Raw genomic sequence first — 14,244 nt, 5'->3', positions numbered from 1 at the left:
GACCCTTGCTCCTAAACTGCAAACCTGTTGGACCTACTGTATCGTGTAGTTTCATCGTAGGCATGGCGAAGCAAAACTGTTTGTGGAACAACGAGAGGGACGGCATGACAAGGAAAGCAGTAGTTCTCCTGAGCGGAGGACTGGACTCAACGACAGTGCTCGCCCACGCGAAGAGCAATGGGTTTGAGCCCTTCGCTCTAAGTTTCCGCTACGGCCAACGCCATGCTGTGGAACTGAGGGCAGCAAAGCGCGTGGCAGAGGCACAGGGTGTTGCTGACCATGTTGTCTGCGATATCGATTTGCGAGTCTTTGGTGGCTCAGCCCTCACTTCGGATGTCGAAGTTCCCAAGCACGCTTCAGTGGACCAAGTAGAAGAGAATATCCCGGTTACTTATGTCCCTGCAAGAAATACGGTGTTTCTCTCATTCGCACTTGCATACGCCGAGGTAGTAGGGGCAACTGACATCTTCATTGGCGTGAACGCTTTGGACTATTCCGGCTACCCGGACTGCCGCCCGGAGTACATCCGGGCCTTCGAAACCATGGCTAACCTGGCCACACGCGCTGGAGTCGAAGGCGGGGCAATAACCATTCACACCCCACTGATGGATAAGACTAAAGGTGAGATTGTCCAGATTGGGCTGGCCTTGGGCGTCGACTACAGCCTGACGTCGTCTTGCTATGACCCCGACGACGCCGGTCGTTCCTGCGGGCACTGCGACTCTTGTCTTCTCCGGCTCAAGGGTTTTGCGGAAGCCGGAAGCCGCGATCCCATCGTTTACCAGGACGTGTAGCTTGAACTACAAAGTCAAAGAGATCTTCTACACGCTTCAAGGTGAGGGAACGCACGCCGGTCGACCCGCAGTATTTTGCCGCTTTAGCCTTTGCAATCTATGGACAGGTCGTGAAGCGGACCGAGCACGGGCCATCTGCAAGTTCTGCGATACGGACTTCGTGGGAACGGACGGTGAGGGTGGAGGAAAGTTTGCCACTCCTGAAGACCTTGCTGACGCCGTGGAGGCCGCATGGCCTGCGGGCTGGACAGAGAACAGGATGGTCGTTTGCACTGGTGGCGAACCGCTGTTGCAATTGGACGACGCTGCAGTCGCCGAGCTACAGCGACGCGGGTTCTATGTAGCAGTTGAGACTAACGGCACTCAAATTCCCCCCAGCGGCGTCGACTGGTTGTGCGTCAGCCCCAAAATCGGCGCGGATCTGGTAGTCGCAGGCGGCCAGGAACTCAAATTTGTCTATCCACAAGCAGGTGTCGATCCCAGAATCTTTGAAGAACTGGACTTCGATACCTTTCGGGTTCAGCCCATGGATGGCCCAGACGTCGTCGAGAACACACGGCTTGCAGTCGAGTTCTGCTTGGAGCACCCCAACTGGCAACTGAGCATGCAAACCCACAAGTACTTAGGAATCCCATGACTTTCTCCGCCGAGATTTACCGCGAGTTCACTTTTGAAGCGGCTCATCGACTGCCGAACGTTCCTGACGGACACAAGTGCAGTCGGTTGCACGGGCACTCGTATCGCGTCGAGGTTCATGTCACCGGTGCAGTAGGTGACGACACAGGCTGGGTGCAGGACTTCGGCGACATCAAGGCTGCCTTTAAACCTCTAGAAGATCAACTGGACCACAACTATCTCAATGAGGTGCAGGGTTTGGAAAACCCTACGAGTGAGATCCTTGCTAAGTGGATCTGGACCCGACTGGTGAACATACTGCCCAATCTTTCAGCGATACAGGTGCGCGAGACGTGCACTTCGGGGTGTATCTACCGGGGAGAAACATCTGATGCTGCCTGACGTACAAGACGAAGTCGATGCTCGCGGCATTGCACTAGATGAAGTGGGCATCTCTGGGCTCAGGTATCCAACTGAGTTCACAGATGGGGCAACGCGGCAATCAGGCATTGGCTCGTTCGATGTGCTGGTGACTCTCCCCTCCGATCGCAGGGGCACGCACATGAGCCGAATGGTTCAGTTGGTGCAGGAACAGTTGGCGGTCATCGATCCCCGAGAGCTACCGCTCGTCTTAAAGCAAATAGCCGCCAGAATGGACATTGATAGGGCGCTTGTTCGGGTGGCATTGCCAGTAGCCACCACCGTCGTCGCACCTGTGTCTGGGCTTAAGGCGTTTCAGACAAGTGACCTGCATCTTTCAGCCGCCATCAACACTGGTTCATTTGAGCTGGTCACTTCCATCACTGCTCAGGTGACGAGCCTATGCCCCTGCAGCAAGACCATTAGTGACTACGGTGCCCATAATCAACGGAGCGATGTGAAAGTATCAGTCTCCGGAACGGACAGCGATCCGTATCCGATGAGCATTGCGGACCTTGTCCAACTCATTCGAGCAAGTGGTTCATGCCCGGTGTACCCCATCGTTAAGCGCCCCGATGAGCGAGCCATCACTATGACCGCCTACGACAACCCGGCGTTCGTCGAAGACATGGCCCGAGACATCTCGCTGGAGTTGCGAGGAAGAAACGTCGGCCACACCGTAAGAATCCGGAATTTGGAGAGCATTCATAGCCACGACGCAGTCGCCTCAGTTTCGTGGGCTCCCCCGTCTGCACCAACTGTATAGCCCGGGCTTTCATCGAGAAGCGCCAGACACTGCTCTTTAGAGTAACGTCTGGCGTTTTGTCCGTGTGGGACGGAGGCCGGCGTCGCGGACACTTCAACCGCCATGTATCTGGGCAGATTCCAGGAGAGATCGAAATTTGGCTTCTCGGCGCCAGTACTAGGCCTTATCAAGCAACACTTGAACGCCCTAGTAAAGGACGACCTGGCTAGTGCAGCACACTAGAGCTATGTGGGAAACCTTCTTGCCGGACTTGGTGGTGGCACTCGTCGGCGCCCTAGTGGGCGCTGTACTCACCGTCGCCATTGCATATGGCACATTCTTATTGCAGCAGGCCCGGCAGGAAAAGCAAGTCGTGCGGGGGCTGATTAATGACCTTTACCACCGTCGAGCTTTGGCGGTAGTCAGTCCTCACGAAATCCCTAATGCCGGTGAAAGAAAAGACTTTGAACGCGCCGGCCTTAGCGTCATCGACATCCGCGACCATATCCGCCGCGTACGCGACCAGGTCCGCCAAGACACCGAGACCGTCAACGCCCTGTCCAACATGATTCGAGCCTGCAATCGATACTTAGAAGTGAGCGAAGGAAACCCGAACTTCTACGCCTTCCTCCTGAATGAACTTCAAAGAGATCTGGAAGAAGGTGTCACGCAAATTGCGGAAAGAATGCGTGGGGTAGATGCACTCCCGCCTGGCAGAGGCGCGATTTAGTAAAGGCCTGACCACCATCTGTAGAAAGTGCGCCAAGTCAGCGGATCCTTTCCTCGGCTTTGCGCGAAGCGAGCAAGCGACGGGAGGAGATTGTTGTGTTTCAGCAATGCGTTTGCGTAAATAGGGGCTTCCAGTTGCGCTAATATTCCCTCCGACCAGATTGCCCAGGTCCTATCTGTTATGTAGCCCTGCTTCCTCAAATCGAGTTCATCTTCGGACAAACGAAGATATGCCACTGCAAGACGGGCTTCGTCCGGCGTAGGCTCAGAAATTTCCTGATTCAAATACATTCGGTCTGTCATGTGATCTAGGATCCGCCAGTAGCGCTGGACGTACATGTTTTCAAATTCCCTGTGACGCTGCGTTCTTGCACTGATCACTTGCAGGACAGCAAAATGACCGCTACGGCTGTGATAATAGCCCCAACGGCGGCCCAGTCATTCAGGTTCATACATCTCCACCTGGATTGGCTCTGGCTGTTTCTGAAGTGATCTGTTCCTGCATACCTCATTGCGCCACCGCCGCTGCTGTCGCATACACGTCTGCCGGCATCGGCCGGTGCAGTTTCCAAGTAATGGCGATTGGCTTTTCCCCGGCATGCTTAACGTAGTCCACCTGTCCGAGGCACGTGTAGGGAACTGTCAGCCCGGTCTCGTCGTCTGCTGTGTCTCTGGTGAAGATCAGAACCCGAGAACCATGCGAGGCATTGTCAAGATATCGGCGACCCGTAGGGCTCGTCGGCGACGTCGCATTCTGCGACTCCCAGTGAAACAATTCGGGGCTGATGGCGTAGTCCTTGTACATCGTGGACGCTGAGTGCTTCTTGTCGTCCTTGTTCAGGGTGACAAAGAAGGCGTCGGTAGCCGTCGCCGGGCACCATGCAACGCCTTCCCGGTGCTGCACGTTCTTGCCCTGCTCCAGCGAGCCGTACTGCAACGCCGCCAGAACCTCCTCGCGCCGGTACGTGGCGTGCGACAGCAGCGGGATGTGCTGCAGTCCTGCGCCCAGGCTCTTCGCTGCATGTTTCGATACGGCCACCCCCAGCTTCACCACCTGGCGGATCTCGCGGCACACAAACTGGTAGCCCCGCAGGTAATCCAGTCCGTCGTCGTAGGTTGCGAACCCGCCGCCGTCATCCCACAGCGTGAAAAAAAGCATTCGCGCGAAAGCTTGCTCGCGCATGCCAAGATCCGCGTAGCGAGGTGCGTCTGGAGCAACCAGCATGGAATACGCAGCGGCGCGTTCCGGATCGTCCACATGAATGAGCGCGGCCATGCGGCCCAGCAGCTTCTTCTCCTCCGCGTCCGACAGCTCCTCAATTTTCCCGCGGAGCACCGTCTCCAGGGGCGAGTACCCTTCGATCAGCCCTGCCTGCCGGAGGTAACCGGTCCACGAGTCCCTGGTGGAACGGTAGATCGTCTTCACGTCGTTCCCCGACTTCTCCAGATAGTCCTCCAGCTCGGTCTCGGCGTACGAGGCAATATCCCGGACCAGCTGTGCCCGGTTGAACCGGAGCTGTGCCTTAATGTTGTCCAGCACCACCTTCTGTGCCACCCGGTCCAGCACGATTTGGGAGCCGGACGGCAGATACGGGAACTCGTCCTCGACCGCCTTCTCCAACTCCTTTCGCCCGTAGCCAGTCAGCGCCCGGTAGCGCAGGTCAAAGCGGAACTCACGGCGCTGCTGTCCGATGAAATCCAGGACCGTCAGCACCGCTTTGCCCTCCGCGCGGCGCAGCCCGCGTCCCAGCTGCTGGAGGAAGACCGTGGCACTCTGCGTGGGCCGGAGCAGCAGAATGGTGTCCACCTGCGGCAAGTCCAGTCCTTCATTGAAGAGGTCGACGGCGAAGATGCAGTTGATCTCCCGCTTGCCCAGGCGCCGCAGGGCTTCCTCGCGGTCGGCATTGTCAGTGGTGCCGTCGACGGCGACGGAGGCGACACCGGCTCGGTTGAACACCTCGGCCATGTAGTGGGCGTGCTGCACGGAGACACAGAAGCCAATGGCCCGCATCTGGTCGGTGCTGGTCACCTTGTCCCTGAGTTCGCGGATCACCTTGGCGGCGCGGGCGTCGTTCCCCGTGTAGAGGGCGCTCAGCTGGGTGGGGTCGTAGTTGCCACGTTTCCATTCCAACTGGCTCAGGTCCACGTCGTCAGAGACACCGAAGTAGTGGAACGGCACCAGCAGGTCAGCGTCCAGTGCATCCCAGAGGCGCAGTTCGCTGGCCGTGCGGCCGTCGAAGAACTGCTTGGCGACGTCGAGGCCGTCACCCCGCTCCGGTGTAGCCGTGAGTCCAAGGAGCTGCTGCGGCTGCAGGTGATCAATCACGCGACGGTATGTGGGCGCCATAGCATGGTGGAACTCATCGATGACGACGACGTCGAAGAAGTCAGGCTCCAGCTGCTCGATGCCGAGGGAAGATAGCGACTGGACGGACGCGAAGATGTGCTTCCACTCCTGCGGCTTGTGGTCCCCCACGTAAAGTTCACCGAAGGCGCCGTCCTGCATGACGTCACGGTAGGTGCGCATCGCCTGCTTGAGAATCTCCTGGCGATGGGCGACGAAGAGTAGTTTGAGGTCGCGGCCGGCAGTTTCGTATAGCCGTTTGTAGTCCAAAGCGGCGATAACCGTTTTGCCGGTCCCCGTGGCAGCGACCAGGAGATTCTGGTTGAAGCCCTTGAGGCGCTCTGCTTCCAGATCCTCCAGCATCTCCTCCTGGTGAAGGAACGGCTGAACCTCAAGACCAGTAGTTGCATCCGGGGCAGCGGTTCGACGGCCGCCGTTCCGTTCCAACGCAGCGTCCAGCTTTTCGCCGTCGCGCTCCGGGTCATAGCTCTGGAAAGCCCGCTGCTCCCAGTAGCTGTCGAAGGTGACCTCAAACTTCTGCAGGAGGGCGGGTGTTGCGACCGAACTAAGCCGGACGTTCCATTCCAGCCCGTCCAGGAGTGCAGCCTGGCTCAGGTTTGAGCTGCCGATGTACGCGGTATCGAATCCGGTGTTCCGCCGAAACAGCCAGGCCTTGGCATGCAACCGAGTTGCCTGCGTTTCATAGCTGATCTTTACCTCTGCCCCGTACCGGTTGACGAGCTCGTCAATGGCGCGGCGTTCGGTGGCACCCATATATGTCGTGGTGATGACCCGGAGCATGGTGCCGCGCTCCTTGAGCTGCTCAAGGGCTGGCTGGAGGAGGCGCAGGCCCGTCCACCGGACGAAGGCGCAGAGGAGGTCGACAGTGTTGGCGGACTCGATCTCGGCACGGAGCTCGGCTGCGAGGTTGGGATCGTCCTTGCTGTTAGTGAGCAATGCTGAGTCGGACAATCTAGTGGTGGGCCGGCGAAGATGACGACGCTTGAGCATGTCCGGAGGGAGGAGCGATTGAAGCTGGGTAGGGCCTTCGGCAACACGGTCGCCGTGCTGCAGCTCCTGGAGGAGGCGGTTGGCGAGGCCGACTCGATCATGCGGCTTTGCTGCGACCAGAGCTTGCAGGAGTGCGTCGGCCACATGGCGGGAGAGGATCTCTGGGGTATCTTCGTCCTCAACTCTTACAAGGAGCGGGTCCAGTCCTGGTGTGTTACTTAGCAATCTGCCGAGGGCATCCGTGTTGAGGAGTTCGTACAGCCCTTCGGACAGGCTGCTGGAATTGAGCTCCCCAAAAAGTTCATTCACGCAGTCAGCATAGTGGTCAGGGCACGCACTCGCAGTTCGCGTTGCGTCCCTTCGAAGCTGAATTATTCGCTTTTGCTCGCTATCTGATTCAATGCACAGACGGAAGTGCTGGAATTGAGCATTGAATGGAGACGTCGTATGGAGACTGCAACACTGCAACTGACCCGGCCGAATACGATTGAATCCGCGGAAAAATTTCTCCAGCAGATCGTTTCAGACTCATCCCAGCGCCTTGATCTTCGCATACCTCATGCACTCAAGGGTGACGACCTAGGGGGTTTGGCTTCCACACTCCAAGTCATCGCGACTTGGGCCCGCCGCAATCCCCATGGACGCCTCCGCACTTATGTCCCCAGCACCGATGCTCAAGCAAGCCTGGAAAGCCTGCTGGAGCATGACCACGGACTATTTTCTGTACTAATGGCTCCGGCAGTGCTTGATAAAAGCGGGAATGATATCACCTATGCTGCAAGGCGAGACGCTATCCGCAGATTGGACCGCATTGCGGATTTTTCAGGCGCAAAAAGAGGCAGCGAGGCACTCATAGCGGCAGCGGACCATACCTCTCGACATGAACCCGAAGCCCTTTACACTCCGGCTAGCGCATCCGCCAGCGGCAAGCTTCGCAATGAAGGAGCAATGGCCCGCCTGGTGCGTCAGTTTGGTAGCCTCGTCCAGGTAGGCCCAAGGAGCAAGGAACTGCTTCTTCAAAATGCTGAACCGATCGCCCAGATCCTTCACGAGCTACTAGATAATACTCACCGATACGCTCGGTTCCATACGGACGGCCTGACAGCACTCAACCCCTCTGTAAGGCTGGTGAAGGCCGAGGCGGTAAGCCAAAGCCTCGACGTATTGGTCACCCGAGTAAAGAACCAACCCCTCCTGTACAACTATCTCCGACATGAGAGTCACCAATCTCCTCTGTACCAGGAATCTGTGGTTCAAGATATGCGGCGGTTCCTTGAGATAAGCGTTCTAGACACAGGCCCGGGAATTGCAGCGAGACGCCTCGAGGAGCTTCGGCAGAGCGAGAACCCATCCCTTCATATGGAAATAAGCGCGCTATTCGACTGCCTCCGCAAACACGTAACTACTTCATCAAATTTATCCCGCGGCCTCGGCCTTGATCACGTGCAATCAACGCTCACTACATTGCGAGGATTCATACGAATCCGCACCGGTCGAGTAGAACTAATCCGCGACTTCATTGCTTCGCCGTATTCTCCACTTGAAGATCCAGTTGAAAAGTGGGACCTCGACTTAGCAGGACAAAGCCGTCAAAAAGCATGTGGCTCACTGGTAACAATGCTAATACCGACAAATTTTCGCAGGGGAACGTAATGTATGCACCAGAACGAGTACGGATGGCGTCGCCGTACTTTATATATGAGGCGTTGATCGAACTTCGACCCAGGCAGTCCACGGCTGTCACCATTGTCTACTGTTCCTCTACGCAAATCATCCCTAGAGACATAGGGAATGCTTTAGCTGCGCACTTTGAGACGGCTACTTTTCCTCAGCAGATCTGGCTGCTGGGACCGTCCGACACAGAGGAGTCACTCAACGCGGCTGTTAAACATCCGGATCTCCTCGACCGAGTTCCCGCAATAACCCGCTACTACAAAGCACCAGCCGTCATAGTCGGTACCATTGATATCCACGGCTTGATTTGCTTGCATGTCGAATCGCCGATAAAGCTCGACAGACGGGCAAGCGACACCGTCTTCAGCAAAGGCCTGGTGGAAATTTTTCGAACCCATGATGGAGTTATCAACGCGAGCGCGGGTTACCATTATGTCAAGCCTAGCGGAAAGCACTCAGACGCCTTTTTGCGCACCGCAAATGTATTGAAGTACGGTAACGAGATTTCGTTTATAGCCGCCGCACTGTTATCGCATCTTCCCGATCCTGACATACAATACATCTACACAGACACCGCGTCGATAAATTCGTTAGCTTATTCACTGGCTGAAATTATTGGTCGCCTTCGCCCCGCGTCGCCGCGCCCCTCGATAGATAGCTTCGGGAGTTACGCAGGAATTAACGGGGCGTTTGAAATTGAAAAAGACACTGCGAGCGTTGCGCTAATATCAGCGTCAACGTCTGGTGCAATAGTAGACCAAATTGAGCAGTCCCAGAAATTGCCGCGGCATCGCCAGATCATTCTGTACTTCGTGGGCAAGAGGGATGATTCAATTAAGGTCCTCTGCGACCTTACTGAAGGGCAAGCGCCCCTGGGCTACATGAACCCCATAAGGTCGTGGAAGGCCAGTGACTGTCCCCTGTGCCAGGGCGGACAATCGACCGTTCACGTGGGCGGGGATCAGTTCCTACCCGCGAACCCAACCGTTTCTTCACGCATGATTACGGCCAAGGACGCGCCGGATTGGCTAAGCCCGCTGATGAAATCGGTTTACGGACATGGGGTCGTGGCTTGCCACACAACAGTGTCAGGATCAGATGACCCGTTCAGAACGATATTCTTCGATTTATCTGGAATCATCGCTGAGCCCGATAACTTGGCCTCGGATATTTCGAACAAGCTATCAAAAACGTTGATTCGGCACATCCCTGCCGCCACCAAGTGGTTGGTGCATCTAGACGATAGAGATTCGTTGCTGCTGGCTCAGCGAATTCGAACCGAACTAAATTGTCTGGGTGTCCGATTGTCAGACGAGCACATCGTTAATGCAAAGGACCTAATCACCAGGCAGCGAACGTCCCTAGGTGATGGAGTTGCTGTCATAGTTGCGAGTGCAGTAGTAACCGGACGCAGTATCCTAAGCCTAAGCAGGAGCCTTCGGCGAGCGCATGAAGGGAACCCGCTTGTGTTCCTTATATTGGTAGCGCGCATGCAGGACGAGGCTCAGTGGAAAGAGCTATCTGTAAATCTAACTTATGGGAACTCCAATCCGAAAGAACACGGCCTGTGCTGCGTGGAGTCAATCCATTTACCACCGGATTCAGCGGCAAAAGGCACTCCCTGGTATGAGGAAGCGAAGCTCTGGCGTCGGCTTCGGGATGATGCAACTCCGTTCAATGGATCGCTTGGGGCGGAGGACCTAATCCGAAACATTGAGCAACGATTGGAGGTTATAGAGGCATCTCCAGCAGTGGGCGGGTTGACATCATCGTTGTTCTTAGAAGCGACAATAGACGGGGAAGGGCTGCCCCTTCATCTTCAACCCAACTTTGCCTTTTGGGACTTTAGCTACTCAGTTAATCCCAATACGGACGGCCGTATCCCAAGTCAAGCGGACGTTTTTCTGACTGTCAGCGCTATTCTGCACAATCTTCGCCTCACTCGTAAGACAAAGCATGCCGCACTTTCTCATGATCACAACTGGACGGTAATTGCGCCCCGAAACTTTGCACGTTTCAATGATGCAATTATTCAGGCAAGCCTCCTTCGGGCCGCGCTCCCACGGGAACTCGACTACTCCTCGGATGACACCTTGAGTTTGCACATGTTTGATGTCATCCAGGAGACATTGACCGCTGTGGGTACAGAGGAAGGCGCAGCATCGGCAGAATTTCTTCTCGCGTTGGTTCTGGGGAGGGTTAAACTTGGGAAACCCGATATACAGCGATTGCTTACCATGTACAGCACGGTAGCGCCGACATGGCCCGTTCTTCACCAAGTACTGTGGAACGAGTTAGAGAACACTTACTCAGCGGTTTAAGCGCCGGAAAATTTGAATACAGGCGTATGGGGCCTTCGCAGATGAGCGTGGTTAGGGCGGTCTGGAGCCGAGGGCAGGAGCTTGTCCTGAAGCCGCTGCGGCGTGGTGCGGGAGGAGAGCGGTCAGAGCCTCTTTGGATTGGTAGCGACCAAGCTTCCAACTAAATAAAGAGACCCTGATAGGCCCAATGTTACTTCCTGCCCGGGCGGTCGCTGGTGCGCGCGGGCGGACGCGCTTCTTGGTGTCGAGGGCATCCACGTCTGCTCGGTCACGGCGGCCGGGACCGGCCTCGTTCTGCAGGTTGAAACATCCGAGACTCTTAGCGGGTGTCCGGACTGCGGTGTTGGCGCGGTCGGGCACGGACGCCGGCAGGTCCGGCTCCATGACACCGCGTGTTCCGGGCGGCCGAAACGGCTGCTGTGGGCCAAGCATGTCTGGCGCTGACCGGATCCTGACTGCCCCAGAACCACCTTCCCCGAATAGCACCCGTTGGCCGGCCCCGGGCCAAACTGACTGCCAGGGCCGTTGCGTGGGCGACCGACGGCCTGCAGCGTTTCCAAACCGGCACGGTCCGGCGCGCTGACCATCGGCACTGCGACGGCAATAGAGGGGGTGTGGGCCACGTGTCCATAGCCATCCAGCACCTCGAGCACGAGCAACAACGGGGGTCCCCCGTCCGAAAGTTTCAAAAGTTAATTAGCGTGCTGTATCGGGCTGCCAGCTGCATGCGAAGCTGTCGAACGCCATGACGAGGGCGTGTACGCTCTGCGTGAGAGAGCACCCGCCGAGGACGCGGTGAAGAGAAAGAAGCAGATGGCTAACGAACAGTTCGACAACGATGTTGACGAGGCGGCCGCCTCTTCGCGACCGGCGCCTGACATGGAGATAGCGCGTGAGGTTGGCGAGGTCATCACTCACATGCTCGGAGACGGTCGGTCCGTCATCGACCCGAATGCTACGATCTGGACAGCCGAGGCAGCTGAGGAGCTTCGATCCAGGATCGCTGACAACCCGATTCTTGGCTCCGGTCAGGGACAATGGGACAAGCTCGACCAGCAGCTCAAGGGCGCACCACGTGAGGTAGTACTCCTTGCAGCCGAGATCGTCTTCCTGCGCGAACATCCGCCAACCTCGGTCCTGCCCGAGACTCGCCGAGCCCATGTCGATGGAGTTCTTTCCCGGATCGACCCGCCCGTGACGATTCCCGCGCAGATGTCAAGGTAGCTTGCTCGCCCAACCGGGACCGCTGGGTTTGAACCCGGCTCCTGGTACAACGGCGCGATGTGGCGGCACGTCACCTGGACCGCGTCCTTCGTACGCTACTGGCAGGGTCTACCCGAGGGCGAGCGTGAGGTCGCACGGGCCGATCCGTGGAAGCTACAGCAAGCCATGCTCTCTTCTGGTAGCGACCGCTCCGACATCCGTAACGCGCTGCAGTTCCTAGCCCGTTGTCAGCGATGGTCGAAAAGTGAGCCGTTTCGCGGGCTGAAAAGTGAGCCACTTTGACGCTGGTTATTCTGCCGTATTTTCCGGTCTTGTCGAGGGCAGCGAATTGACCTGAGTGTGTTTGAGGCGGTAGCTGGAGCCTTTGAGGGTGATGACTTCGGCGTGGTGGACGATGCGGTCGATCATGGCCGAAGCGACGACTTGGTCGCCAAAGACGTCTCCCCAGCGGGCGAAGGGCAGGTTCGAGGTCAGGATCAGTGAGGCGTGCTCGTAGCGTGATGAGACGAGCTGGAAGAACAGATTCGCGGCATCCTGTTCGAAGGGGATGTAGCCGACTTCGTCCACGATGATCAGTCCGTAGCGGCGCAGCCTGACCAGTTCCTGAGGCAGCCTGCCGTTCTGGTGGGCTGCCTGGAGCCGGGCGACCCAGTCGATGGCGGTGGCGAACAGGACCCGGTGACCGAGCTGGGTGGCCCGCAGCCCCAGGCCGGTGGCGAGGTGTGTTTTGCCGGTTCCTGGCGGTCCGAGCAGGACGATGTTGGACGCTTCGGTGAGGAACGCGCCGGTGGCCAGGTGCGCGATGGTGTCGCGTTTGAGGCCGGGCTGGTGATCGAAGTTGAAGTCCTCGAGTGATTTCCGGGCCGGGAACCCGGCGGCCCGGGCTCTGATCTCGGCGCCGGAGGCTTCCCTGGCGGCGACTTCCCGGGACAGGACAGCGGCGAGGTATTCCTCGTGGGTCCAGCCTCCTTCACGGGCCTGGTCCGCGAGGCGGGGTGCTACTTCCCGGATCCGGGGTGCTTTCATCGCCCGGGAGTAGTACTCGATCTGGCCGATGGTTTCCTTAGCGTCCGGCATCAGGCGACCTGACCGTCGTCCAGGACAACACCGAACGCCCGGTCATAATCCGCAAGGTCCCGCAGCGCGGTGGTCTCGCCCACAGGTTGCGGGGTTTGGAAAGCCTTCCGCAGCGCCCGTGCCGCCTCAACATGGTCCGGGTCGGTGATGGTCAGGCCGGCGCCCCAGGACCGGGCGTGGGTGCCGACGCATCGGCCATCCAGGCTGATCGTGACGGATTCGAGGCCGGCGGTGATGTCGACGAACCGGCCGATGGCCTGCGGGTGAACGGAGTAGTCGTTGGATCCCATCCGGACGTAGTAGTCCCTCGGCAGCCGAACCCTTGAAGTGAAACCGATGACCGGTGGAACCGGCGGCAGCGCCAGCATGGCCGCTTTGTCCGCAGCGAGCAGGTCCGACGGGCGGGCGCCGGTCCGTCTGACCAGCCGGGCGTTGGCCTTCGGCAGCCACTGCCCGAGCTGGGTGTTGAAGTCCTCCGGAGAGGTGAAAACCCGGCCCGGCAGGAAGGAAGTCTCCAGGAACTGGTTGGCCCGCTCCACCACGCCCTTGCTCTCCGGGTCGTAGGGTTTAACCTGCACGATCCTGGTCGCGAGGACCCCGGCGAACGCCGCGACTCCGGCGGCGTAGCTGTTCCGCCGGCCGATGCCGGTTTCGTTGTCCCAGATCAGCCGCCGCGGAACCGCGCCCAGGGATCCGAGCAGTTCCCACATTCCGGCCAGCAGGTCCCCGGTCATCCGGGACGGGATCATCCGGGCCATGATGAACCGAGAATGCGAGGACACCATCACCAGCACAGGCAACACCCTGGCTTTGCCCGCGCCGACGGGTATCCGCACCTCGGGAAACCACAGATCGCACTGCGCCTGATCCCCGGGATCGTAAGAGATCCGGTCCGCAGGATCAGCCGGGGCATACTCGGGCCGGATCCTGGCAACGTTCTCCCGGAACCACGCCGGCGACCCAGACCAGCCCACCCGCTCAGCCAACACAGTCGCCGGCATCCGCGGGTTCTCCAGCAGCAACGCACGAATAGCCGGTTCCACAGCCTTGATACCAGAGTCCTGCGGCGCCCGAACGTACGCTGGCGGACCCTCCGAGCTGACTGCCTTCGCGACCGTGTTCCTGGAGACCCCCAACCGCGCCGCTATCGACCTCATCGATTCACCCTCGGCCAGATGCAACCGCCGAATAAGCGCCCAATCCTCCACTGTGATCACCCACCCAATCGTTTGGAACGGGTGGCTCAGTTTTCAACCGTCACAATGGCTCACTTTTCGACCATCACCGACA

At 58.3% G+C, this 14,244-nt stretch carries 11 protein-coding genes; 8 read left to right on the top strand and 3 right to left on the bottom strand.

All coding sequences use genetic code 11. The features are described 5' to 3' along the window. Positions 1 to 62 precede the first annotated feature (62 nt). The 5 genes from queC to ACQ3DC_RS06510 all read left to right on the top strand — a co-directional run bounded on the left by queC (position 63) and on the right by ACQ3DC_RS06510 (position 3,304). Positions 63 to 794 carry a 7-cyano-7-deazaguanine synthase QueC gene (gene queC / locus ACQ3DC_RS06530; protein ID WP_430751833.1) on the top strand — a complete coding sequence of 244 codons (732 nt, stop codon included), beginning with the start codon at positions 63 to 65 and terminating at the stop codon, positions 792 to 794. 1 nt (position 795) lies between these two features. Continuing rightward, positions 796 to 1,431, top strand: a complete 636-nt coding sequence (gene queE / locus ACQ3DC_RS06525; protein WP_430751832.1) for a 7-carboxy-7-deazaguanine synthase — start codon at positions 796 to 798, stop codon at positions 1,429 to 1,431. Further along, a complete protein-coding gene (queD, locus tag ACQ3DC_RS06520; RefSeq protein ID WP_430751831.1) occupies positions 1,428 to 1,811 on the top strand; it encodes a 6-carboxytetrahydropterin synthase QueD in 384 nt (127 codons plus the stop codon). Before queE ends, queD begins: the two co-directional genes overlap by 4 nt. Then, positions 1,801 to 2,595, top strand: coding sequence for a GTP cyclohydrolase FolE2 (gene folE2 / locus ACQ3DC_RS06515; RefSeq protein ID WP_430751830.1), 795 nt, complete (start codon positions 1,801 to 1,803; stop codon positions 2,593 to 2,595). Before queD ends, folE2 begins: the two co-directional genes overlap by 11 nt. Positions 2,596 to 2,821: 226 nt before the next feature. Continuing rightward, entirely contained in the window at positions 2,822 to 3,304 is a 483-nt protein-coding gene (locus ACQ3DC_RS06510) for a hypothetical protein (RefSeq protein ID WP_430751829.1), read from the top strand. Between the two features lie 507 nt (positions 3,305 to 3,811). On the opposite strand, the gene ACQ3DC_RS06505 is transcribed toward ACQ3DC_RS06510, so the two are convergent. After that, the gene (locus ACQ3DC_RS06505; protein WP_430751957.1) at positions 3,812 to 6,931 is read right to left on the bottom strand and encodes a DUF3427 domain-containing protein; all 3,120 of its coding nucleotides are present in this window, start codon (positions 6,929 to 6,931) and stop codon (positions 3,812 to 3,814) included. A 174-nt stretch (positions 6,932 to 7,105) separates the two neighbouring features. Here ACQ3DC_RS06505 and ACQ3DC_RS06500 point away from each other — a divergent pair, with 174 nt between their 5' ends. From ACQ3DC_RS06500 to ACQ3DC_RS06490, 3 genes are all read left to right on the top strand, one after another. Then, a complete protein-coding gene (locus ACQ3DC_RS06500; RefSeq protein ID WP_430751828.1) occupies positions 7,106 to 8,311 on the top strand; it encodes a hypothetical protein in 1,206 nt (401 codons plus the stop codon). Next, the gene (locus tag ACQ3DC_RS06495; protein WP_430751827.1) at positions 8,311 to 10,653 is read left to right on the top strand and encodes a hypothetical protein; all 2,343 of its coding nucleotides are present in this window, start codon (positions 8,311 to 8,313) and stop codon (positions 10,651 to 10,653) included. The genes ACQ3DC_RS06500 and ACQ3DC_RS06495 overlap by 1 nt, the downstream gene beginning before the upstream one ends. A 756-nt stretch (positions 10,654 to 11,409) precedes the next feature. Beyond that, complete coding sequence (locus tag ACQ3DC_RS06490; protein ID WP_430751826.1) at positions 11,410 to 11,877, top strand: hypothetical protein; 468 nt, start codon at positions 11,410 to 11,412, stop codon at positions 11,875 to 11,877. A 288-nt stretch (positions 11,878 to 12,165) separates the two neighbouring features. On the opposite strand, the gene istB is transcribed toward ACQ3DC_RS06490, so the two are convergent. Continuing rightward, complete coding sequence (gene istB / locus ACQ3DC_RS06485; protein WP_430751449.1) at positions 12,166 to 12,954, bottom strand: IS21-like element helper ATPase IstB; 789 nt, start codon at positions 12,952 to 12,954, stop codon at positions 12,166 to 12,168. Beyond that, positions 12,954 to 14,171, bottom strand: coding sequence for an IS21 family transposase (gene istA, locus ACQ3DC_RS06480; RefSeq protein WP_430751448.1), 1,218 nt, complete (start codon positions 14,169 to 14,171; stop codon positions 12,954 to 12,956). Before istA ends, istB begins: the two co-directional genes overlap by 1 nt. Between the last annotated feature and the right edge of the window lie 73 nt (positions 14,172 to 14,244).

It is taken from the genome of Paenarthrobacter sp. NEAU-H11 (genome assembly GCF_050573415.1).
Classification (GTDB): Bacteria; Actinomycetota; Actinomycetes; order Actinomycetales; family Micrococcaceae; genus Arthrobacter.
The sequence above is the reverse complement of the archived record's forward strand: the minus strand, read 5'-3'. Positions and strand labels throughout refer to the sequence as shown.

What these genes read in the sequence shown, in the direction of transcription:
- queC (WP_430751833.1), top strand. Translation starts at nt 63, where the DNA reads ATGGCGAAGCAAAACTGTTTGTGGAACAACGAGAGGGACGGCATGACA.
- folE2 (WP_430751830.1), top strand. Translation starts at nt 1,801, where the DNA reads ATGCTGCCTGACGTACAAGACGAAGTCGATGCTCGCGGCATTGCACTA.
- ACQ3DC_RS06510 (WP_430751829.1), top strand. Translation starts at nt 2,822, where the DNA reads ATGTGGGAAACCTTCTTGCCGGACTTGGTGGTGGCACTCGTCGGCGCC.
- queD (WP_430751831.1), top strand. Translation starts at nt 1,428, where the DNA reads ATGACTTTCTCCGCCGAGATTTACCGCGAGTTCACTTTTGAAGCGGCT.
- ACQ3DC_RS06495 (WP_430751827.1), top strand. Translation starts at nt 8,311, where the DNA reads ATGTATGCACCAGAACGAGTACGGATGGCGTCGCCGTACTTTATATAT.
- ACQ3DC_RS06500 (WP_430751828.1), top strand. Translation starts at nt 7,106, where the DNA reads ATGGAGACTGCAACACTGCAACTGACCCGGCCGAATACGATTGAATCC.
- istB (WP_430751449.1), bottom strand. Translation starts at nt 12,954, where the DNA reads ATGCCGGACGCTAAGGAAACCATCGGCCAGATCGAGTACTACTCCCGG.